Origin of the sequence: Allobosea sp., from assembly GCF_035944895.1 — a bacterium.
GTDB lineage: Bacteria > Pseudomonadota > Alphaproteobacteria > Rhizobiales > Beijerinckiaceae > Allobosea.
The window spans coordinates 658,853-680,692 of the sequence record NZ_DASZAT010000005.1; the positions used below are offsets into that span (position 1 = coordinate 658,853).

Consider the following 21,840-nt stretch of genomic DNA (forward strand, 5'->3'; position numbering starts at 1 on the left):
CTCGGCTTATAGCTACTGGAGATGGAACAAGTCCATTCAATCGCCGATTTGGGCGTTGTCATGCTGCTTTTGCTGCCACCACGCGATCGCATCAGCCAGACCGGTCTGCAAACTATGCCTGGGCCTGTATCCTACCTCGTGACGCAGTCGGGTTACGTGGGGGACCAGCACGGGCGGGTCGTCCGGACGAAGCGGCAGGGCTCCATAGGCGATCAAATCACTGTGGCCAGTCAGAGTGCCGATCAGGCCGACGACGTCCGCGAGACTCACCTGCTCGCCGGTCCCGATGTTGACCGGGCCAACAACATCACCAGCAGCGAGGGTGGCGATCGCCTCTCCAGCATCGGCGACATGCATAACGTCGCGGATCTGGGTGCCCAGGCTTACCTTGACCGTCTCGCCGCGAAGCAGGCCGCGCACGACGCTGGGTACCAACCGCGCCTCGCCCTCATGCGGTCCGTAGACGAGAAAGATGCGTGCCCAAGCGAAGGATATGCCTCGATCGGCCGCGAAGCGCGAGGACAACCGGAACACCGTAGCCTTGCAGTCTCCATAGCAGTGCCAGGGCTGCAGCGGCGTCGACGCTTCGAAGCAAGTGCCGGCGTTCCAATCGTATTCCGCGCAGGAACCGACGCCGACGAAACGACGCCCGCCCTCTGCCGTGAAGGAGCGGATCAGGTTCAGGCTTGCGGAAACCCAGTCATAATTGGCTTCCGAGGTCCAGAAGCTGCCATGAGTGGTGTCCCATGCCGCATGAACCAGGATCTCGGGCTGCCAGTCCCGCAGGACCTGACGGGTCGCCGCGGGGTCCATCAAATCCACCGTGAACCAGCGCGCGCCAGTAATCAGAGGATCAGGTTTGGACGACGTGGTCGCAGCCACCTCGAAACCGTGCGCCGCAAGGGCGGCTACGATCTGGCGGCCAACGAAACCGCGGCCACCGGTCACCAGCGCGCGGGTCAAGGTGTGAAATCCGGATAGGACGCGTCGCGCGTCGACACAATCCGCTTCTCGGCTACGGGCCAGTCGATGCCGAATGCCGGGTCGTTCCAGCGTACGCCGCGTGCAGCTGTCGGATCATAAAACTCGGAAATAGCATAGTGGACAGTCGTGTCGTCGACCAGCGTCTGAAAGCCATGCGCCACGCCGATCGGAACGTAGAGAGAATAGCCGTCGCCGGCCGTCAGTTTGATGCCGTACCATTTCAGAAATGTCGGTGAGTCCGGCCGGAGGTCGAGTATGACATCAAAAATGGCGCCCCGACTCACATTGATCAGTTTCGTCTCAGGAGCTGGGGTAACCGCATAGTGCATTCCCCTTAGGGTACCCGCCCTGACATTAGACGAGAGGCTGCGTTGCGGCCAGTTCGTTTCGAGACCTGCGGCTGCGAACTCACGCTCGCAGAAGACCCGCTCGAATGATCCGCGCTCGTCGCTCAACCGTTCGGCCGTGACCAGCATTGCGCCTGCCACGGTCGTTTCGGTAAAGATCACGGCAGCACGTCCACCGTCGGGATGGGCACGACGAAGCGCCCGCCCCATTCCCGGATTCCCGCCAGCTGCTCCATGATCTCGTTCTTGATGTTCCACGGCAGAATGAGAACGTAGTCCGGCCGGGCCTCGAACAGCGCATCAGGCGCCCTTACCGGTATGCGTGTGCCGGGCAGCAGGCGTCCCTGCTTCGAGAGTGCCTTGTCGACAACGAAATCGATGAAGTCGGTGCGGATTCCGCAATAATTCAGCAGCGTATTCCCTTTTGCCGCCGCTCCATATCCGACAATCCGTCGATTTTGACGCTTTGCCTCGATGAGGAACTCCAGCAGCTGCCTCTTGGCTTCGCGTGTACGCTCAGCAAAGGCGTCGTAAGTTTCCAGCCGCAAAAGGCCCTTGGCCGCCTCTTCCGCCAATACAGCTTCGACGGCCGAGCGTGCCGTCTCCCCGGCATGACCGGCATGCTGAGCAAAGATCCGGAGCGAGCCGCCGTGTGTCGCGATTTCCTCGACATCGACGATCCGGAGCCCGTGATGAGTAAAAATACGATCGACGATGCTCAGGGAAAGATACGAGTAGTGCTCATGATAAATCGTATCGAACTGAACGCCCTCGATCAACCTGAGAAGGTGAGGGAATTCCATGGTGATCGTGCCGGACTGCTTAAGGGCGATCGCCAGTCCCGCGACGAAATCGTCGATATCCGGCACATGAGCGAGAACGTTGTTGCCCAGCAGTAGGTCGGCGGCACGCCCCTCGTTCCGCAGCTCGGTCGCCAACTCGCGACCGAAGAAGCGCACGAGCGAGGGGACGCCGTGCTCTCTCTCGGCCACTTCCGCGGTATTGGCCGTAGGCTCCACGCCGAGGACCGGGATGCCCATCGCGACGAAGTTGCGCAGCAGGTAACCGTCGTTCGACGCGACCTCAATAACAAGAGATTCCGGGCCGAGCTGCAGGCGCGGAACCATCGCCTCGCAATAGGTCTTGGCGTGCTCCATCCAGCTCGACGATGTCGAGGAGAAGTAGACGTAGTCGTCGTGAAAGTTATCCGTCGCGGAGGTATGCGCAGGCAGCTGGACGAGAAAACAGTTGCTGCACACATAGACGTGCAGCGTATAGATGAGTTCGGCCTTTTCGGCGTTCTCCGGTTTGATAAAGGCATTCGAGATCGGGCTCGTGCCCAAATCACAGAAGGTCCGCTCGAGGGGAGTCGAGCAATGGCGACAGCTGTTGATAATCACTTCGCCTTCCCTGCGGAGCTATAGGCGTGTATCTGCGACAGCGTCACGGCCTGCATGTCGGCTCCGGCACCGTCGGATTTATGCCATTCGACGATCTTTGCCAGAGCCTCCGGGACGGTCAGTCTCGGCTTCCATCCAAGGAAGCTGCGTGCCTTGGCGGAATCCAGCTTCAATATCCGGGCCTCGTGCGCCCCGCTTTCGGGATCGTGCTGCCAAGATGCCGGGCCGCCCCAGAGCCGCACGAGTTCGTTCGCAATCAGCCGGACGGGGATGACGCTCTCATCGGAAGGGCCGAAATTCCAGCCGTCGCCAAATTGAGCAGGCTCATGCCACAGCTTCTCTACGAGCAGGAAATAACCCGCCAAGGCGTCCATCACATGCTGCCAGGGTCGGATCGATTCGGGCTGACGGATGAAGACCGAGCGGCCCTGCTCCAAGCCGCGGACGAGATCGGGTACTAGGCGCGCATCGGACCAATCCCCGCCACCGATGACGTTGCCAGCCCGTGCGGTCGCCAGGCCGATCCCCTGTTCGGAAAAGAACGACCGCCTGTAGGCCGAGGTCAGCAGTTCCGCGCAGCCCTTGCTGCTGGAATAGGGATCATAGCCCCCCATCGCTTCGTTTTCGCGATACGGCCAGACCCATTCGCGGTTTTCGTAGCATTTGTCGGAGGTCACGACGAGGACGCTCCGGACATGACCGCTCAGGCGCGCTGCCTCGAGGACGTGGGCCGTGCCCATCACATTCGTCGCAAAGGTCTCGACAGGCTCGTTATACCCGCGCCGCACGAGCGCCTGCGCCGCCAGATGCAGCACGATTTCCGCCCGGCTTTCCGCCACTGCGCGCTTCACGGTGTCGAGATCGCGGATATCGCCGATGATCGAGCGTGCGACCTCGCCGACCTTCGCACGCTCGAAAAAGGACGGTGTTTGATCGGGAGCCAGGGCCAGCCCTGTCACCTCCGCGCCCATGCTGCGCAGCATTAGCGCGGACCAGCCCCCCTTGAAGCCGGTATGGCCGGTCAAGAGGACGCGCTTGCCTTTCCAGAAGGAGGCGTCCATCACCAAACGCGCCAGGGAGCGGCGCCTCCGGCCCAGGCCTCTTCTAATTGCAGCTTGTCGCGCAGCGTATCCAGCGGCTGCCAGAAGCCGCGGTGCATGAAGGCCGAGAGCTGCCCTTCTGAAGCCAGCCGTTCCAGCGGCTCGCGCTCCCAGACGGTCTCGTCGTCGGCGATGTAGTCGATCACCTTGGGCGACAGCACAAAGAAGCCACCATTGATCCAGTTTCCGTCACCGCGCGGCTTCTCGATGAAGCTCTTGACCTGAGTTCCGTCAAGATCCAGTGCACCGAACCGGCCGGCCGGCTGGGTCGCCGTAAGCGTGGCGAGGCGGCCTTCCCTTTCATGAAAGGCGATGAGGGCGTTGATGTCGACATCGGCTACGCCATCGCCGTAAGTGAAACAGAACGTTTCGTCGCCGATGAATTCACGCACGCGGCGCAAGCGTCCGCCCGTCATCGATGTATCACCAGTGTTGACCAGGGTGACACGCCAAGGCTCAGCCTTTGCTCTATGGACATGCATAGAGTTGGACTCCATGTCGAATGTCACATCTGACATGTGTAAAAAGTAATTTGCGAAATATTCCTTGATAAAATAGCCTTTATATCCAAGGCATATAATAAAGTCATTTATGCCATAGCTGGAATAAATCTTCATTATATGCCAGAGAATAGGCCGGCCGCCGATTTCGATCATCGGCTTCGGCCTTATGCTTGTCTCTTCGCTGATGCGCGTGCCCAAGCCGCCGGCAAGAATGACCGCCTTCATCAGTACGCAAACTTTCTAGCGAGCCGCATGAATTTCGATTCTATCACGTGGATTCTCAGCAAATGCATTGAAGCGCGGCACTCCTATCAGGTCCCTAAGGGTATCGCAAGCAGCAAGCCTCTGCCGCCGGGTAGTGTTTATCTCAAGATATTCTATCTAAATCAACGGTATATTGTGTTATTGATGGCTATGAAGGCATCGATATTTCAGATAAATTCTGTATTTCGATGTATATAATATAAATCTAAGTGCTGTATTTTTAATAATTACAACAAAAAATTAAAATTGTTGGTACTCATCATCGAGATAAAGGAAATGTTTTCTAAATTGAAAATGTAGCTTCTATCGCGGCGTCAAGAAAATTGCTCATGGAATATTTATTCCGTTCCAAGTTCAGTCTCTCAACGATGCTGCGATATAGGGTCGGCTGAAGAATAAGGCGGCTTATTGCCTCTGCCAGCGCGGGGCCGCTCGCGGCGCTCGCCAGAATTCCGGTCTTGCCATCCTCTACCTGTTCGCGGAGACCGCCGATGGGTGTGGCCACGACGGGAAGTCGCGCTCCGAAGGCCGCTGCCGCCACGCCCGACTGACTGGCCTCCACATGCGACAGCACAACGGCATGGGCGCTGGCCAAAGCACCTGCGATCTCCTCGCCCGTAAGCCAGCGGTTAACGACTTCGGCATTGAGGCTACCTAGTCGTCGCTCTTCGCCGGCGAGTGTGCCTTCCCCATAGACGCAGGGCAGAACGTTGAAGCCCTGACCTCTTAGTGTCTCCACGGCGTCGACGAATAAAGGCAGGCCTTTATAGGGCATTATTCGGCCAAGAAAGAGCAGCCTGAAGGGTTCTCCCTTCTCAGGATATCGTCTTTCCTTCAGGTCGGAATAGGTCAGATCCGGATGAAACAGGGTTCTGATGCGCGACGCGGGAACGCGGTTGCTGGCGATGAGCTCGCTCGCCACCTGCTTGCTCAGCGTCAGGACCGGTCTGGCCATGCGCAGCGGCATGTCGAGGAGCGGCTTCACGATCGCCGTCCGATCACCCGGATGGGCGGAGGCATCATGTACGATTGTCGCGTAGCGCACGCCGGTTCCGTCAAGAGCGGAGATCACCAATGGTGACCAGACATGTGGCATGAGCTCCAGCACCGCCTGGATGCGATGTTGCCGTGTATATCGCGTCAGGCGTCGGCGAAGGCCGGGGACTCGCCAGAGGCCCGTTATTGCGCCGCCATGCGAGGAAAACGTATCGATTGGCAGTAACGGGACGTCTGCTTCTTTAAACTCTGCGAAGCTCTCGTTCTGTCGCGAAACTGAGAAAGCGGCTCGGATGCCCTTGTGCTTCCGCGCCGCTCGCGCCGCCTCGAGCGCGAACTGCGAGAGTGCGCCCCGTCTTCCCCAGAACGTAAAAAGGATACCTGGTAGCTCATCCATAGGTTTCGTCATCAAGCTGGCAGTGCGCTAGCCGGTGCAGAGGGCGTTGAGAACGGATACTTCGGCGCGGCCGGTTCTCCCCCTGGTCGAGGACTCGGCAACCTATGGCGACGCGGTGAAGCCGGCGGAAGGCTAGTGCAGGAAACCGGCATCGCGCACGATACGGAGCGACCTGGGCGCCGGACTGCGGAAAAGCCTGCGCGCACGATTGCAGTCTTTGGGTAAGAGCCTAGTCCGCAAGATGCGGCGGACTCTGCAGGAGAGCAGCTGTGCCCGTTTTCGAGCGCTTCCAGGAAGGAGCCATCACCAGGGTCACCCATGTCGATAAACACTCGCGAACCTGTACGGGTTTTTCCCGACGATGTCAGAGGGCTTGGCAAGCTGGCGTTGCCCGAGAAGATCCAAATCCTTCATTCCCAGTCATTTTTTTGATTCCAAACGGTTTTTAGACCGGATGATCGCCCCAATCTACCCCCCGTAGGGTAACACGAACAAGCGACTTGATCGCATTTCATGGCGGACATCTCGGCCTTCATCAACCAGTCCATGACGAGGCAGGGAACAGGTTGATCACGGCCGCCAAAGAGAGCCAGTCTGCTAATTCCAAGGAAGCCGCCCTCGTTTCTGAGGCGATGGCGCTCCCCGGTTCCAAGATGATGGCGCCCCCGGAAGCGAGCCGTGCTGGACGTTGACTGTTGTTGTGTCGTTTCGACCTTGGGTTAAGCCTGAGGTTAGGCTTTGGCGCGGCGCATACTGTTGCCGTCGAGCTCGAGACGATGGCATTGTGGACGAGCCATCGAGGATGGCGGCGGCATAGGTCGGATCGCCGAATTTTCACGATGCCACTTTCCTTGATCGTCTTGTGCGAGCTATGCGCGCTCGCAGCGTGCTGATGTCATACTCGGGAGGTTCGGTCTGCCAGGGTTACTCCTTGGTGAGCTGGCACCCGTGCAGCCATCCCCGGCGAGATTGTCGAAGACAGTTTGCGGCGTGACGCCCGGAGCGACGGCGGCCCCTTGAACGGAGTAAGATCCGTCCGGCCATCGGGCCAGACTGGCGCTGGGTCCCGTTGATCTTGATTATGGGGGTGTCTCAGCGTTTGCGCAGGAGCCAGGCATTCTCGCCGCCCTGGAACGGGCAATCGCGTGCCGTGACGAAGCCTTGTGCTGTCCGGCGTCAGCGCTCTTGAGACAATTTAGGGGGGCGGGAAGGGAGGATCTCTGGATCATCGAAATCATTTCGAGTGACCAGCGCCAGAAGCTGAAGGCCTGCAGGGCGGGCCAGCCGCGGTCGTCCTACGGAAGCCCGGCGCGAAAGGCGCGGTAGACCTCGCCGGCGAGCGCCTCGATCTGGCGGTGGGTCAGGGTCTGGGCGCCCTTGCGGATCTCGTCCCAGCGGGCCTGCAACTGGGCCAGCTTCTGCGTGAATGCGTGGCGCGCCCGGGCCGGGTCCTTGGTTCGCAGCGAGGCCTTCTCGATATCGCGTCCAACGCGGCCCAGTACGCCGCGCGGGACGCGCGCGCGCAGATAGAAGGCGCCCGTTTGAGGGGGCCTCGAGGGAGTTGCCATCGTCAAGGCTATGTGTACCGCTCCTGTGCATTAGTGAGCAGTTGCAAGCCCTTTACGGGTATTTTCTCGTTATTTCACAAGGTATTGGGGGGCTGGTGCTGCGAGAGAGGATTGAACTCTCGACCTCTCCATTACCAATGGAGTGCTCTACCACTGAGCTACCGCAGCAGGACCGGGATATGCTGGCGTTTCGGGGTCGATCGAGGACCCGGAAGGCGCCGCGCCGTTCCGAAGCGGCGTCCTGATGCCACAAGCCCCGCCCCGACGCAACCTGTTACGTACATATCCCTGCACATGAAAATGAAGGGCTGTTGAGCGCTCCCTTCACACGGGAGGGGTCACAGGTGCGATCTCCGGGCACCGTCAGTCCGGCAGAAGCAGGCGCTGGTCGATGCGGAAGAGCCTGCCGTCGCCGAGGAGATGGGCGGAAAAGCCGAGGCCGAACAGCGGCCGGAAGGCGGCGTCGCGGACGTTGAGACCGCCGGCATAGGCGCCCATCGCCGGCATGACGCAGCGGCTAGGGGAGAGCGCAAAGCAGCGTCGGCGCAGCGCCCGGCCGCGCATCCGCACCTTGGCTGCCGGATGCAGGTGGCCGGCGATCTCGGGCAGCGCGCCGGCGGGGCTCGGCTCGTGCTGCAGCCTGACGCCGCGCAGCTCGAGCTCATCGGCTACCGTGCCGCCCATCGCGGCCGAGATCGCCGGGTCGTGGTTGCCGCTGACCCAGAGCCAGTCGCGGCCGGCCTGATAAGTACGCAAGGTGGCAAGGCAGCCCTCGTCGATCCGCGCCTCGGCGCCGCGATCATGGAAGGAATCGCCGAGCGCGATCACGCGCGCCGGCTGGTAGCGCAGGATCGCGGCACCGAGCAGCCTGAGCGTCGCCGCAGAATCATAGGGTGGCAGCAGCACACCGCGGGCCGCATAGGCCGAGCCCTTCTCCAGATGCAGGTCGGCGACGACGAGCGTGCGCTCATCCGGCAGATAGAGCGCGCCGGAGAGGTCAGGCACGAGCGCCAGCCGGCCGAGCATGAACGCCTCGGTCGCCAGGTCTCCCGTTTCCTTCGCCGCCAGGTTCACGCCATCGCCTCTTCGAGCATCTGCGCTTCCGCCTCGGCCAGGATCTCGTCGGCCGCTTCGCCACTGACCGCCTCGCGTCCGATCTCCAGCATGACCGAGACCGAGAGCGGCGAGACGTGATCGAGCGGCTGATGCACGATTCGCCCGCTGATCCGTGTCAGCATCTGACCGAGACGACCGATATCGAGCAAGCCGGTCGCCGCATCGGCGCGCGCGGCGCGCAGCAGCACATGGTCGGGCTGGTGCCGGCGCAGCACATCGTAGACGAGGTCGGTCGAGATCGTCACCTGCCGCCCGCTCTTCTCCTGCCCGGGAAAGCGGCGCTCGATCAGGCCGCCGATCACGGCGCAGGAACGGAAGGTGCGCTTCATCAGCGCCGATTCGGCCAACCAGTCCTCGAGATCGTCGCCGAGCATGTCCTGCGCGAAGAGATCGTCGAGCGAGAGCGCCCCGCGCGCGATTGCCGCGCCCATGTCGCCGAGCGTCCAGACGCCAAGACCGTAATCATTGCAGACGAAGCCGAGCGGCTTCAAGCGCGCCCGCTCCAGCCGGCGCGTCAGCAGCATGCCGAGCGTCTGGTGGGCGAGGCGGCCCTCGAATGGGTAGGCGACCAGAAAGAAGCGGCCTGCGCGTGGAAAGGTCTCGACCAGGAGTTCGCCCGGCTTGGGCAGGCGCGATTTCAGGCGCTGCGCATGCAGCCAGGACGAGACCTCGTCCGGCAGCTTCTCCCATTCCTTCGGTGTGGCGAGAATGGCGCGGACGCGGGCTGCGAGGAAGGTCGAGAGCGGGAACTTGCCGCCGGCATAGGAAGGGATCTTCGGGTCGGTGCCGGCGGCGGTGCGCGAGCAGACCACCTCGTTCTCGACGATGCCCTCGAAGCGCAGCACCTCGCCGGCGAAGATGAAAGTGTCGCCCGCCGTCATCGTCTCGGCGAAATACTCCTCCAGCTCGCCGAGCACGCGCCCGCCGCGGCTCAGCATCTGCTGGCCACCGGGACGGGCCGGCCGGGCTCGCCCGAGCCGGACCTTCAGCATGGTCGATTCGACGATGGTGCCGACATTCATCCGGTATTGCTGGATCACGCGGGCATTGCTGGCACGGTAGAGCCCGTCCTTGCTGCGCCTGAGCTTGGCGAAGCGCTCATAGCTCTTCAGCGCATAGCCGCCGGTCGCGACGAAATCGACGACGGCGTCGAAATCGGCACGGGTGAGATCGGCATAGGGCGAGGCTGTCAGGACCTCCTCATAGAGCGCATCGGGATCGAAGCCGTCGGGGCAGGCGACCCCCAGCACATGCTGGGCGAGTACGTCGAGCGCCCCGATCCGAGGCGGCGGCGTATCCTGCGCAGCCTCCGCCACCGCATCGAGTGCGGCGCGGCATTCGAGCAATTCGAAGCGGTTTGAAGGGACCAGCAGCGCCTGTGAAGGCTCGTCCATCCGGTGATTGGAGCGGCCGATGCGCTGCATCAGCCGGCTCGCGCCCTTGGGCGCGCCGACATTAATGACAAGATCGACATCGCCCCAGTCGATGCCGAGATCGAGCGTCGCGGTGCAGACGACGGCTTTCAGCTTGCCGGCCGCCATCGCCGCCTCGACCTTGCGGCGTTGGCCGACATCGAGCGATCCGTGATGCAGCGCGATCGGCAGCGTCTCATCGTTCACGCTCCACAAGGCCTGGAACATGAACTCGGCCTGCATGCGGGTATTGACGAAGACCAGCGTCAGCTTGTGCTGTTGGATCGCGGCATAGATGTCGTCGACGGCATGGGCGGTGATATGCCCTGCCAGCGGCAGCCGGCGGCTCGTATGCATGATCCCGATCTCGGCTTTCGCACCGCCCTTGACGGTGACGATGCCGGACGGCGTGCCGGCGCCGCCGAGATAGGCCTGCAGATCGGCCGGCTCGCGCACCGTCGCCGAGAGGCCTACCGCGCTCATCTGCGGTGCCAGCGCGCGCAGGCGGGCAAGATCGAGCGAGAGCAGGTCGCCGCGCTTGGAGGTGACGAGCGCGTGCAATTCGTCGAGCACTACACGGCGAAGCCCAGCGAAGAAGGGCTTGGCATCGCGATGCGAGACCAGCAGCGCCAGCTGCTCCGGCGTGGTCAGCAGGATATCCGGCGGTCGCTCGATCTGGCGGGCGCGCTTGGCAGGCGAGGTGTCGCCGGTACGGGTCTCGACTTTGACGTCGAGCCCCATTTCCCGGATCGGCGTCTCCAGATTGCGGGCGATGTCGACGGCGAGCGCCTTCAGCGGCGAGACATAGAGCGTGTGCAGACCCTCGCGCTCGCCGCCGCGCTGGGTCAGTTCGACCAGCGAGGGCAGGAAGCCGGCGAGGGTCTTGCCGGCGCCGGTCGGCGCGACCAGCAGGGTCGAGCGCCCGGCGCGGGCCTCCTCCAGCAGAGCGAGCTGATGCGCCCGCACGCTCCAGCCGCGGCTGGCGAACCAGGCGGAGAAGGCCGGTGGGAGAGGCGAGGGCGCATCCATCGAGCGACAGAGATAGGCTCTGTCGAACGAAAAGGGAACGGTGGGTTCGTGCCATTCTCGGGCGGAGCGAAGCGCAGGGCCGAGAATCTCGGGACCAGAAGGCACGGATCAACGCCTCATTGGGCCGGAGATGCTCGGGTCAAACCCAAGCATGACCCCGGTCAGCGCTCCGCGATGACGATCAGTCCCGGCACCGGCTCGCCGCGGTCGATCCGCGTGCTCCGCGGTTCGACCAGGACGGGTTTCAGCTGCGCCTCGCCAAGCGCATCCCTGAGCCAGGCCCCGGCATGGGCGAAGCGCCGGTCCTGGCCGACGGCGATGCCTTCGCCGTCATGGCTCTGCACGGTGAAGGCGAGGAGCCCGCCCGCCTTGAGCACCCGGGCGCTCTGATGGAAGCAGGGGGCAAGATCGCCCAGATAGACGAAGACGTCGGCGGCGATGACGAGATCGGCCGAGGCGTCTGGCCGGCTCGCCAGGAAGGCGGTGAGGCCGGCGGTAGCGAGCTTGTCGTAGAGGGGGCCGCCACCCTCACGCGTCTTGGCCTGCGCCTTGGCGATCATCCGCGGTGAGAGATCGCAGCCGGCGAGGAACTCGATCTCGGCGCGGATCGCCTCGCCCATCAATCCAGTGCCGCAGCCGAGATCGAGGGTCGTCCCGAAATGGAAGAGGCGGCTGGCCTGTTCGCAATGGCGGGCTAGCGCGTCCTTCAGCAGCGCCGGCGCCTGGTATTGCAAGGTGCCGACGAGATGGCTGTCGAAGCGCTCGGCATAGCCGTCGAACAAGGCCCCCGAAAAATTCTCCGAGGTGGCCTGCTCGGCCGCGAGCGCGCCGATGCGAGCGAGGTCGAGCTTGGCGCCGACATGGTCGTTCGGGTCGAGGTCCAGGCATTGCCGCCAGGCGGTGGCGGCCTCTTCATTGTGCCCGAGTGCTTCCTGGGCCAGCCCGTAGAGATGCCAGGCGGCGGTGAAACCGTAGTTCTCGGCGAGCGTTTGATCGAGGATGTCGATCGCCGCCTGCGGATCGCTATCCTTCAAGGCCGCCTCGGCCCAGGCGTAACGACGGTCGAGGCGTTCATCCCCGGAACTGGCGGAGTACACGCTGCTGCCCTTTTCGATCATGCTGCGGGTTTAACGAAGGCAGATGACACTGGCCAGACGATGAAGCCTTCCGATCTGCTGACGCCGACCCCGGCCGGGCTCTATTGCCCGCCGGCGGACATCTACATCGATCCGGTTCGCCCGGTGGCGCGGGCGCTGATCACCCACGGCCATTCCGACCATGCCCGCGCCGGCCATGGCGCTGTGCTGGCGACGCGTGAGACGCTGGCGATCATGGCGCTGCGCTATGGCGAGGCGTTCACGGGCTCGCAGCAGCTGGCCTCGCCCGGTGAGACCGTCCGCATCGGCGCGGTCGATTTCCGGTTCGTTCCGGCCGGCCATGTCCTCGGCTCTGCCCAGATCGTCGTCGGGCACAAGGGCCTGCGCATCGTCGTCTCCGGCGACTACAAGCGCGAGCGCGACCCGACCTGCGCGCCCTTCGAGCCAGTCACCTGCGACGTCTTCATCACCGAGGCGACCTTCGGCCTGCCGGTGTTCCGCCATACGCCGGCTCATGCCGAGACGGCAAAGCTGCTCGATTCCGTCCGGCTCTTTCCGGATCGCACCCATATCGTCGGCGCTTATTCGCTGGGGAAGGCGCAGCGGCTGATGGCGCTGATCCGCGAGGCCGGCTACGAGCGGCCGATCTTCATCCACGGTGCGGTCGAGAAGATCACCGAGCTCTATCAGGCCGAAGGCATCCCGCTCGGCGATATCCGTAAGATCGAACCCGGCGAGCGCAAGGCCGAGGGACGCAAGGCATTTGCCGGCGAGATCGTCATCTGTCCGCCAAGCGCGATCCAGGATCTGTGGTCGCGCCGCTTCCCGGATCCGGTCACCGCCTTCGCCTCGGGCTGGATGCGGGTTCGGGCGCGGGCTCGCCAAAAGGGCGTCGAACTGCCGCTGATCATCTCCGACCATGCCGATTGGGACGATCTTCAGGCGACGATCCGCGAGGTTCAGGCGAACGAGATCTGGATCACCCATGGCGAGGCCGAGGCGCTGGCGCATTGGTGCGGCACGGTTGGCCTGAAAGGCATGCCGCTGCATCTCGTCGGCTATGGCGACGAGGGCGAAGCGGAGCCCGAGGCCAAACCGGCGGAGGCTTCGGCATGAACCGCTTCGCCTGGCTGCTCGACCGCCTCGCCTATGAGCCGCGCCGCAACGGCAAGCTCGCGCTGATCGCCGACTATCTGCGCACCACGCCCGATCCCGATCGCGGCTATGCGCTGGCGGCGATGACCGGCGGGTTGGTCTTCCAGAACGCTAAGCCCGGCCTGATCCGCGCCTTGATCGCCGAGCGCACCGATCCGGTGCTGTTCGCACTCTCCTACGATTATGTCGGCGATCTCTCCGAGACGGTCGCGCTGATGTGGCCGGCGCGGCATGGCGCGAACGATGTGCCGCATCTGCCCGATGTCGTCGCCGGCCTGCAAAAGTCCGGCAAGACCGAGATGCCGCGCCTGATCGCCTCCTGGCTCGATGCGCTCGACGAGACCGGCCGCTGGGCCCTGCTCAAATTGATCACCGGCGCCCTGCGCATCGGCGTCTCCGCGCGCCTCGCCAAGACCGCTGCCGCGAGCCTCGGTGGCATTCCGGCCGACGAGGTCGAGCAGGTCTGGCATGGGCTGGAGCCGCCCTACACCGCGCTCTTCGCCTGGCTGGAGGGCAGGGCGCCGCGGCCGGAGGCGACCGATCCGGCGCCGTTCCGCCCGGTGATGCTCTCGCATGCGATCGAGGACGGCGATTTCGACAAGCTCGATGCCGGTGAATTCGCCGCCGAATGGAAATGGGACGGCATCCGCGTCCAGGCCGTCGCCGGCACGCGCGCCGACGGCAGCCGCATCGTCCGGCTCTATTCCCGCACTGGCGAGGAGATCGGCGGTGCCTTCCCCGATCTGACCGAGGCACTGACGCAGGATGGCGCGATCGACGGGGAATTGCTGGTGATGCGCGATGGCGCCGTCCAGAGCTTCAACACGCTGCAGCAGCGGCTCAACCGCAAGCAGGTCACGGCCAAGATGCTGGCCGAATTCCCCGCCCATATCCGCGCCTACGACCTCCTGGCCGAAGCCGACGACGATCTGCGCGCCCATCCCTACACCGAGCGGCGCACCAGGCTGGAAGCGTTCCTCGGCCGGCTCGACAGCGCCCGCTTCGATCTCTCGCCGCGCATTACCTTCGCGAACTGGGAGGAGTTGACGGAAGCCCGCGCCGACCCGGCTTCCGCCGGGGCAGGCGCCGATGCCGAGGCGGTCGAGGGCTGCATGCTGAAGCGGCTCGATTCGCCCTATCTGCCCGGCCGGCCCAAAGGCTACTGGTACAAATGGAAGCGCGATGCCCGGCTGGTCGACTGCGTGCTGATGTATGCCCAGCGCGGCCACGGCAAGCGCTCCTCCTTTTATTCCGACTACACTTTCGGCGTCTGGCGGGTCGGGGAGGCGGGGGCGGACGAGCTGGTGCCGGTCGGCAAGGCCTATTTCGGCTTCACCGACGAGGAACTCATCGAGATCGACCGCTATGTCCGCAAGAACACGCTGAACCGTTTCGGCCCGGTGCGCGAGGTGACGCATACGCTGACGAGCGGCCTGGTCTTCGAAGTGGCGTTCGAGGGGCTGCAACGCTCGACGCGGCACAAATCCGGCATCGCCATGCGCTTTCCCCGCATCAACCGCATCCGCTGGGACAAGCCGCCGGGCGAGGCCGATCGGATCGAGGCATTGGAGGCGTTGCTGCCTGCCAACTAGCGATACGCTGTGGCCTCTGACGATTGGAGCATTGACAGGGTAAGATGCCCGGCGCTTGAACTTTCGAGGGGGAATCGCGCGGCATCTTGCCGGGCTTTGGCGCGCGGAGGGCATGATGACACGGATCGTGATCGCGGACGATCATCCGCTCTTTCGTGGCGCTTTGCGCCAGGCGGTCTCGCATGGGCTGGCAGGTTCGGAGGTCAGCGAGGTCGGCTCGCTGGAGGCGCTCGGCCAGGCGCTCGCCGAAACCTCGGACATCGATCTCATCCTGCTCGATCTCTCCATGCCCGGCGTGCAGGGCTTTTCCGGTCTGCTCTTCCTGCGGGCGTCCTACCCCGAGATCCCGGTGATCGTGGTTTCGGCCAATGACGATCCCGCCGTGATCCGCCGCTGCATCGAGTTCGGCGCGCTCGGCTTCCTGCCCAAGACCGCCGAGGTCGCGCAGATGGGCGAGGCGATCCAGGCCGTGCTCGACGGCGGCGTCTGGACTCCGCCCGGCGTCGATCTCTCCGCACCGGTCGATCACGAGACCGCCGACATGGTCCGCCGCCTCGCGACGCTGACACCGCAGCAGGTGCGCGTGCTGATGATGCTGTCGGAAGGGCTGCTCAACAAGCAGATCGCCTATGAGCTCGGCGTCTCCGAGGCGACGGTCAAGGCGCATGTCTCGGCGATCCTGACCAAGCTCAACGTCGACAGCCGCACCCAGGCCGTGATCGCCGCCGCCAAGATAGCCGGCGCCGGCTGGGCGGCGCAGGGCGCTTCGGCGACGAGCTGAGGCGCCGGGCGGTTGACGGCGGCGTTCAGGCCCGGTTCAAGCAGGGTCTGATTTGTCTTACGCGGTCGATCCGAGGGGGATTTCCATGGCCAATGGCGGTGGCACCGAGCGTTTCCTGGGCGGTTCCGTCCTCAGCGTCCTCGTGCGCCTGTTCTTCATCTCGCTGCTGGTCGGCGCGGCCATGGCCTTCCTCGGCTTGTCGCCGCGCAGCCTCTTCGACTCGGCGCTGCGCTTCGTCCGCTCGCTCACCGATATGGGCTTCGACGCGGTCCGCGAGGTCGGCGGCTGGGCGCTCGCCGGCGCGCTGGTCGTGGTGCCGCTTTGGCTGATCAGCCGGTTGTTTGCGTCGAAGCGCTAAACGACGCTGTCGTAGCAGATGAAGGCGAGCTTGTTGCCGTCGGGATCGCGGACATAGGCGCCATAGAAGTCGCCGCCATAGCGCGGCCTGTGTCCGGGGCCGCCTTCATCCTTGCCACCATTGCACAGCGACAGCCGATGCAGGCGGTCGACCTGTGCCGGGTTGTCGGCCCGGAGCGCCGTCATGGTGCCGTTGCCCGCGCTGGCCTCTCCCTCGAACGGATAGCCGATCGAGAAGCGGCTGACGCTTGGGTCATCCTTCCGGCCCCATGACGCTGAGGTCGCGTCGAGCCAGCATTGCTCGAGGCCCATTTCGGCAAAGAGCGGATCATAGAAGCGCAGAGCGCGGGCGAGATCGTCGACTCCAACCGTGGTGTAGATGATCATTCCGGCTTCCTCTGCGAGCTGCCGTCAGATCGTCTCCCCGCGCGCGATCGCTTCCGCATCGCGCCCGACCAGCGCGTCGAGCCGTGGCAGCCCGGCCTTGCGCACCTGCATGTCGAGCCCGCGCTTGACCTCGCCGACCAGCCCCGGACCTTTGAACACCATCGCCGAATAGAATTGCACCAGGCTTGCGCCGGCGCGGACCTTGGCGAAGGCGGTTTCGGCGGAATCGATGCCGCCGACGCCGATCAGCGGGAACTGGCGCTCCACCCGCAGGAAGGTCTCGGCGAGGATGCGGGTCGAGGCCGCGAAGAGCGGCTTGCCGGAGAGGCCGCCGGTCTCGGCCTTGTTGTCGCTGCGCAAGCTCTCCGGCCGCGCGATCGTGGTGTTCGAGACGATCATGCCGTCGACCTTGCGGCGGCGCGCGACCGCGACCATGCCGTCGAGCTCGGGCATGGAGAGGTCCGGCGCGATCTTGATCAGCACCGGCGTCGGCTTAGCCCCAGCGGCCGCCTCGTCGCGGGCGGCGAGGGTGCGTGCGATCAGGTCGTCGAGTGCGTCCTCGGCCTGCAGGTCGCGCAGGCCCGGCGTGTTCGGCGAGGAGACGTTGACGGTGAGGAAATCGGCGAGCGGAGCGAGCCTGCCTGCCAGCACCGCGTAATCGGCGCTGCGATCGGCCGAGTCCTTGTTGGCGCCGAGGTTGACGCCGACGATGCCGCCCTTCTTCCGGCGAGCGGCCAATCGCGCCGCGACCGCCTCCATGCCCTCGCTGTTGAGGCCATAGCGATTGATCACTGCCTCGTCCTCCGGCAGGCGGAAGACGCGCGGGCGCGGATTGCCCGGCTGCGGCAGCGGCGTCACCCCGCCGATCTCGACGAAACCGAAGCCGAGACCCAGCGCGCCGTCTACCGCTTCGGCATTCTTGTCGAAGCCGGCGGCGAGCCCGACCGGATTGGCAAAGCGCAGGCCGAAGGCCTCGACCGCCAGCGACGGCGGATCGGCAGCCGGCCGCAGCGGCGGCGCGGCGGATAGCGCCGCGATCGTCAGCCGGTGAGCCTGCTCGGCGTCGAGCTTGTGGATCAGCGGCCGCGCCAGGCCGAACAGCGCACCGATCACGCGACATCCTCCGGGAAGACGTCCTCTGGAAAGACATGGCCGCTCTCGCCTGACGGCAGCGGCGCGATCCAGCGCGCCCGCTTCGGGTCGAGCGTGGCATAAAGATGCGGGAACAGCGCTCCGCCTCGCGATGGCTCGTAGCGCAGGGCTTCACCGAGCGCGGCGTCGTCGAAGGCGATCAGCAGCAGCCCGTCCTGGCCGGCGAAATGCCTGGCGGCGGTCTCGCGGGCCTGCGCGCCGGTCGAGAAATGGATGAAGCCGTCGGCGATGTCGACCGGCGCTCCCTGGAAGAGGCCTGCGGCCTCGGCTTCGCGCCAGAGCGCCTCGGGACAGATCTTGTAGATGAGCGGCATGGTGCCGGACATATCGCCTGACGGCCGTCGGCAAAAGCGGAAACCGTGCCGCACCGCGCCGCTTCGCAGTTTTCTTTGCCGGGTGCCGGTTCGCTTCCGCCGGTGCTCTGTCTGAAAGTGAAAAAAAGCGGCATGCGGAGCCAGGTGGCGTTACGAATCAGATTGAATTCTTATATGATAGGGGATATTTCCTATTTGTATCCCCGCTTTGCGCCGCGCCGGCACCATCAGGAACGAGGCCTCTCCGCGATGCTGTCCCATGACCAGATCTGGAGCGCGATCGACACGCTCGCCCAGCGTTATGGCCTGACGCCATCGGGCCTCGCCCGCAGGGCCGGGCTCGACGCCACCACCTTCAACCGCTCGAAGCGCATCGGCGCCGACGGGCGCGAGCGCTGGCCCTCGACCGAATCGATCGCCAAGATTCTCGCCGCGACCGGCGCCTCCTTCGACGAGTTCATGAACGTCGTCCGCCGCGGTGCGCCGCCGGCGCATACGATCCCGGTGATCGGCTTCGCTCAGGCGGGCTCCGGCGGCTTCTTCGACGATGGCGGCTTTCCGGCCGGCTCCGGCTGGGACGAGGTCGCCTTTCCCGGCCTGCAGGACGAGAAGGCCTATGCGCTCGAGATCGCCGGCGATTCGATGCTGCCGCTCTATCGCGACGGCGACACCATCATCGTCTCGCCCGGCGCCGCGATCCGCCGTGGCGACCGGGTGGTCGTCAAGACCGTCGAGGGCGAGGTGCTGGCCAAGCAGCTCAGGCGCCAGACCGCGAAGACGGTCGAGCTTGCCTCGCTCAACCCCGAGCATGCCGATCGCGTGCTCGCGCTCGCCGAGATCGCCTTCATGGCGCGGGTGATCTGGGCGAGCCAGTAGCTGCCTCGTGTCCAGCGGGCTGCGAGGCGCTACGCCGTCACGCGGTGCGCCGGCAGCGATACGGTAAACACCGCGCCGATCTCGGACGGTTCCAGTGCGATCATCCCGCCATGCAGCCGCACCAGCTCGGCGGCGATGGCGAGGCCAAGGCCGGTGCCGCCGGGGTTGACCGAGCCGCGGAAGGCCTGGAACAGGTTGTCGCGCGCCCGTGGCGGTACGCCCGGCCCGTTGTCGGCAATGCGCAGGACGATCTCCTCATGGCGCCGGCCTGCGCTGATCCGGAGCGTCGGACTGCGTTCGCCGGCTTCCATGACGCCGTCGAGCGCCTGGATCGCATTGCGCATCAGGTTGGAGAGTACCCGCGCCATCTGGTCGGGATCGCAGGGGGCGATCACCTCGGCCGGTACCTCGTTGGCGAAGGCGATCGTGCCGTTCTCGCCGAGGCCGAGCAACTCGGCCTGCTCGGCGACGAGCTGGCGCAGCGCCACATCGCGCAGCGCCGGCGTCGCCTCGGTGGCGCGGCCATAGGCGAGCGTCGCCTGGCAGAAATCGATGGCGCGCCCAAGCGTTGCGATCAGGCGCGGCGCGAAGCGCCTGATTTTCGGATCGCGCGTCTCGGTCAGCCGGTCCGACATCAGCTGGGCCGCGGCCAGCATGTTGCGCAGGTCGTGATTGATCTTGCTGACGGCGAGGCCGAGCTCGGCGAGATGCTTCTTGGCCCTGAGGTCGTCGGCGAGGGTCGCCTGCATGCGTGCGAGCGCCCGCTGCGCCTCGCCGATCTCGTCGGCGCGTGCGGTCGGCTCGATGATCCGGCGCGGATTCTCCGGGTCGTGCTCGAATTCCATCACGTTGGCGGCGAGATGCCGGATCGGCTGCACGATCAGCCAGTTGAGCGTGAGATAGACCAGCCCCGCGGTCAGGATCGAGATGATCAGCGTGACCAGCGTCAGGTTGATCGAGAATTTCAGCATGGCGCGGTGCAGCGGCCGCTCGTCGATGACGATCTCGACGAAGTCGGCGGCGCCGACCGCCTGTCCGACGACACGGATCGGCATCTCATGCGAGGGGCTGACCAGCGTCGCCACTGATTCGACGATCGACTGCATCCAGCTCTGGTCGCGCAGGTCGACGGTCCTGGCGACCTCGTGCGGCATCGAATCGAGGCTGAGCAGGCGGCGCGCACCGCCGACGCGTGCGGCGATGGCGGAGGCGCCGACGCCGGCCAGCAGCCGCTCCTCGCTACCCTCGGGCAGGCCCTCGGCCGGGGCGTTTTCGAGCACCAGCACGGCGATCTGCGCCGCCGCGAGCCGGTCGTTCAGCCAGTTACGCCGGAAGTTCGCGACCGAGGGCAGGTAGATCAGCACCTCGGCCAGCATCACGAACAGGATGGTCAGCAACAGCAGCTTTGCCGACAGGCCAAGCTGCGTCGGCCCGCGCGCAACGCTGATCGACAGGGTGTTGGGATCGAACCGTCTTACTGACATCAACAGCCAGTCTATCCGAAACGGCTGAGGAAGCCGATGAGGCGGCGGATGCCGGGTTTTGCCGCGAGCGGCGCCTGGAAGGAGAGCGCCGCCTTCTGCGACAGCTCCGACAGGCTTTGGGATGGCGCGATCAGCCCGGCCATCTCCGTGACGTTCATCCGCTTCTGGATGGCGAGCCCCCAGGGCACGATCAATTCGGCCGCCTGCGCTCCGGCGATGACGACACCGAGGATGCCGCCCTTGCGGTCGGTCACCAGCTTGATCAGCCCGTCCGTCTGCCGCTCCGCCTGGGCGCGTGCGCTCTCGGCATAGGGAAAGCGCAGCACCCGGATCGCGCCCTGCGCGCGCGCCTGCACCTCGCTCAGGCCGACGCTCGCCAGTTCAGGCCGGCCATGGACGGTGCGCGGCACCCATTCGCGCCGGAAGCGGACAGGCTGGCGGAACAGGGCGTTGCGGAGCACGAGGCTGGCCTGATGCTGGGCGGCATGGCTGGACATTGCCCCTGCGGCTGCCCCTCCGGCGCAATCGCCGATGGCGTAGATGCTGCGATTGGCGGTCCGCAGCGAGGTGTCGACGACGATTCCGGTCTCGTCGCTGCGAACGCCGGCGAGGTCGAGCTCGAGGCCTGCGATGTTCGGCCGGCGCCCGTTCGTGGCCAGCAGATGCGTGCCGTCGATCCTGATCTCGCCGTCGAGCACGAGCCGCGGCCGCTGGCGATGACTCTCGGCACGCAGGATCGGCCGGCCCTCATGCAATGCGATGCGGTCGCCGAGCAAAGCGCGCCTCACGACCCCGACCGCTTCCGGATCCTCCTCCGGCAACAGGCCTTCCCGCGCGATCAGCGCGACCTCGCTGCCGAGCGCGCGCATTGCCTGAGCCAGTTCGACGGCGGCGGCCGTGCCGCCGAGCACGATCAGCCGCTCCGGTCGCTTTGCCAGGTCGAAGACGCTGTCCTCGGTCAGGCAGGGCAGTTCGGCCACGCCAGCAATATCGGGCGCCGCCGGCTGAGAGCCGGTGGCGATGACGAAGCGCCGCGCCTTGACCACGGTCCCGTCGATGACAATCTGGCGCCGGTTCTGGAAACGGGCCTCGCCCTTGAGCACGACGAGGCCGAGCGCGGCGAGGCGCTCATCCGAGTCGTTCGCGGCCAGCCTGGCCGATATCTGGTCGAGATGGGCCCGCACGCGCCCGTAATCGATCTCGCCAGCGTCCGCGATGGCTCGCGCACGCCCGGCCGCGGCCCGCAGGGCCTGGCCGCGGGCGCCTTCGTTGAGGGAAAACGCATTCCCACCCTGCCGGACCAGCACCGTCCGGGCGCCGAATAGTGCGGCCGCAGTCGCGACCGCCAGCCCGCCCGGGCCATCGCCGATGACGCAGATATCCGGCGTCAGCGGCTCCTTGCTGGCTGCTGGGCTGGCGGTTTCGCTCACGCCGCGTCTCCCGGTCACTGTTCCGCTGGTGCAGATGCGGTGCCGCTGCGGCAGAATCAAGTTCGGCGCTGCGATCGTAGCGTCGAAGCGGTGAATTCC

Annotated in this window: 20 protein-coding genes and 1 tRNA gene; 5 read left to right on the forward strand and 16 right to left on the reverse strand. The window is 65.1% G+C overall.

Annotated elements, in window-relative coordinates:
- Positions 1-36 precede the first annotated feature (36 nt).
- From VGV58_RS05450 to VGV58_RS05500, 11 genes are all read right to left on the reverse strand, one after another.
- Positions 37-963 carry an NAD-dependent epimerase/dehydratase family protein gene (locus VGV58_RS05450; RefSeq protein ID WP_326872955.1) on the reverse strand — a complete coding sequence of 309 codons (927 nt, stop codon included), beginning with the start codon at positions 961-963 and terminating at the stop codon, positions 37-39.
- Complete coding sequence (locus VGV58_RS05455) at positions 960-1,493, reverse strand: dTDP-4-dehydrorhamnose 3,5-epimerase family protein (protein WP_326872956.1); 534 nt, start codon at positions 1,491-1,493, stop codon at positions 960-962. The genes VGV58_RS05450 and VGV58_RS05455 overlap by 4 nt, the downstream gene beginning before the upstream one ends.
- Complete coding sequence (locus VGV58_RS05460; protein ID WP_326872957.1) at positions 1,490-2,731, reverse strand: class I SAM-dependent methyltransferase; 1,242 nt, start codon at positions 2,729-2,731, stop codon at positions 1,490-1,492. The genes VGV58_RS05455 and VGV58_RS05460 overlap by 4 nt, the downstream gene beginning before the upstream one ends.
- The gene (gene rfbG, locus VGV58_RS05465) at positions 2,728-3,792 is read right to left on the reverse strand and encodes a CDP-glucose 4,6-dehydratase (protein WP_326872958.1); all 1,065 of its coding nucleotides are present in this window, start codon (positions 3,790-3,792) and stop codon (positions 2,728-2,730) included. The genes VGV58_RS05460 and rfbG overlap by 4 nt, the downstream gene beginning before the upstream one ends.
- Positions 3,792-4,559: a glucose-1-phosphate cytidylyltransferase gene (gene rfbF, locus VGV58_RS05470; protein ID WP_326872959.1), complete on the reverse strand. Its 768-nt coding sequence runs from the start codon at positions 4,557-4,559 to the stop codon at positions 3,792-3,794. The genes rfbG and rfbF overlap by 1 nt, the downstream gene beginning before the upstream one ends.
- A gap of 322 nt (positions 4,560-4,881) precedes the next feature.
- Positions 4,882-5,991: a glycosyltransferase family 4 protein gene (locus tag VGV58_RS05475; protein ID WP_326872960.1), complete on the reverse strand. Its 1,110-nt coding sequence runs from the start codon at positions 5,989-5,991 to the stop codon at positions 4,882-4,884.
- A gap of 1,295 nt (positions 5,992-7,286) precedes the next feature.
- Entirely contained in the window at positions 7,287-7,559 is a 273-nt protein-coding gene (locus tag VGV58_RS05480; protein ID WP_326872961.1) for a DUF6538 domain-containing protein, read from the reverse strand.
- A 93-nt stretch (positions 7,560-7,652) separates the two neighbouring features.
- Positions 7,653-7,727, reverse strand: a tRNA-Thr gene (locus VGV58_RS05485).
- Between the two features lie 195 nt (positions 7,728-7,922).
- Entirely contained in the window at positions 7,923-8,585 is a 663-nt protein-coding gene (gene pdeM / locus VGV58_RS05490; protein WP_414643910.1) for a ligase-associated DNA damage response endonuclease PdeM, read from the reverse strand.
- Between the two features lie 44 nt (positions 8,586-8,629).
- On the reverse strand, positions 8,630-11,116 hold the full coding sequence (locus VGV58_RS05495) for a ligase-associated DNA damage response DEXH box helicase (protein WP_326872963.1): 2,487 nt from the start codon (positions 11,114-11,116) through the stop codon (positions 8,630-8,632).
- Positions 11,117-11,277: 161 nt separating this feature from the next.
- Positions 11,278-12,213 (reverse strand): methyltransferase, encoded by a 936-nt coding sequence (locus tag VGV58_RS05500; protein WP_326872964.1) that lies wholly within the window; start codon positions 12,211-12,213, stop codon positions 11,278-11,280.
- A gap of 60 nt (positions 12,214-12,273) precedes the next feature.
- Here VGV58_RS05500 and VGV58_RS05505 point away from each other — a divergent pair, with 60 nt between their 5' ends.
- The 4 genes from VGV58_RS05505 to VGV58_RS05520 all read left to right on the forward strand — a co-directional run bounded on the left by VGV58_RS05505 (position 12,274) and on the right by VGV58_RS05520 (position 16,099).
- A complete protein-coding gene (locus VGV58_RS05505) occupies positions 12,274-13,329 on the forward strand; it encodes a ligase-associated DNA damage response exonuclease (protein ID WP_326872965.1) in 1,056 nt (351 codons plus the stop codon).
- The gene (locus VGV58_RS05510) at positions 13,326-14,960 is read left to right on the forward strand and encodes a cisplatin damage response ATP-dependent DNA ligase (RefSeq protein WP_326872966.1); all 1,635 of its coding nucleotides are present in this window, start codon (positions 13,326-13,328) and stop codon (positions 14,958-14,960) included. The genes VGV58_RS05505 and VGV58_RS05510 overlap by 4 nt, the downstream gene beginning before the upstream one ends.
- A gap of 115 nt (positions 14,961-15,075) precedes the next feature.
- Positions 15,076-15,741 carry a response regulator gene (locus VGV58_RS05515; RefSeq protein ID WP_414643872.1) on the forward strand — a complete coding sequence of 222 codons (666 nt, stop codon included), beginning with the start codon at positions 15,076-15,078 and terminating at the stop codon, positions 15,739-15,741.
- An 85-nt stretch (positions 15,742-15,826) separates the two neighbouring features.
- On the forward strand, positions 15,827-16,099 hold the full coding sequence (locus tag VGV58_RS05520; RefSeq protein WP_326872968.1) for a DUF6460 domain-containing protein: 273 nt from the start codon (positions 15,827-15,829) through the stop codon (positions 16,097-16,099).
- Here VGV58_RS05520 and VGV58_RS05525 read toward each other — a convergent pair.
- The 3 genes from VGV58_RS05525 to VGV58_RS05535 are packed head-to-tail and all read right to left on the reverse strand — an operon-like array spanning position 16,096 to position 17,951.
- Positions 16,096-16,485, reverse strand: coding sequence for a VOC family protein (locus VGV58_RS05525; RefSeq protein ID WP_326872969.1), 390 nt, complete (start codon positions 16,483-16,485; stop codon positions 16,096-16,098). The two genes, VGV58_RS05520 and VGV58_RS05525, sit on opposite strands and share 4 nt — an antisense overlap.
- Positions 16,486-16,509: 24 nt before the next feature.
- Positions 16,510-17,598 carry a quinone-dependent dihydroorotate dehydrogenase gene (locus tag VGV58_RS05530; RefSeq protein ID WP_326872970.1) on the reverse strand — a complete coding sequence of 363 codons (1,089 nt, stop codon included), beginning with the start codon at positions 17,596-17,598 and terminating at the stop codon, positions 16,510-16,512.
- On the reverse strand, positions 17,595-17,951 hold the full coding sequence (locus VGV58_RS05535) for a DUF952 domain-containing protein (RefSeq protein ID WP_326872971.1): 357 nt from the start codon (positions 17,949-17,951) through the stop codon (positions 17,595-17,597). Before VGV58_RS05535 ends, VGV58_RS05530 begins: the two co-directional genes overlap by 4 nt.
- 249 nt (positions 17,952-18,200) lie before the next feature.
- Here VGV58_RS05535 and VGV58_RS05540 point away from each other — a divergent pair, with 249 nt between their 5' ends.
- The gene (locus VGV58_RS05540) at positions 18,201-18,827 is read left to right on the forward strand and encodes a S24 family peptidase (protein ID WP_326872972.1); all 627 of its coding nucleotides are present in this window, start codon (positions 18,201-18,203) and stop codon (positions 18,825-18,827) included.
- Positions 18,828-18,856: 29 nt separating this feature from the next.
- On the opposite strand, the gene VGV58_RS05545 is transcribed toward VGV58_RS05540, so the two are convergent.
- Complete coding sequence (locus VGV58_RS05545) at positions 18,857-20,311, reverse strand: sensor histidine kinase (RefSeq protein WP_326872973.1); 1,455 nt, start codon at positions 20,309-20,311, stop codon at positions 18,857-18,859.
- An 11-nt stretch (positions 20,312-20,322) separates the two neighbouring features.
- On the reverse strand, positions 20,323-21,741 hold the full coding sequence (locus VGV58_RS05550) for a dihydrolipoyl dehydrogenase family protein (protein ID WP_326872974.1): 1,419 nt from the start codon (positions 21,739-21,741) through the stop codon (positions 20,323-20,325).
- Between the last annotated feature and the right edge of the window lie 99 nt (positions 21,742-21,840).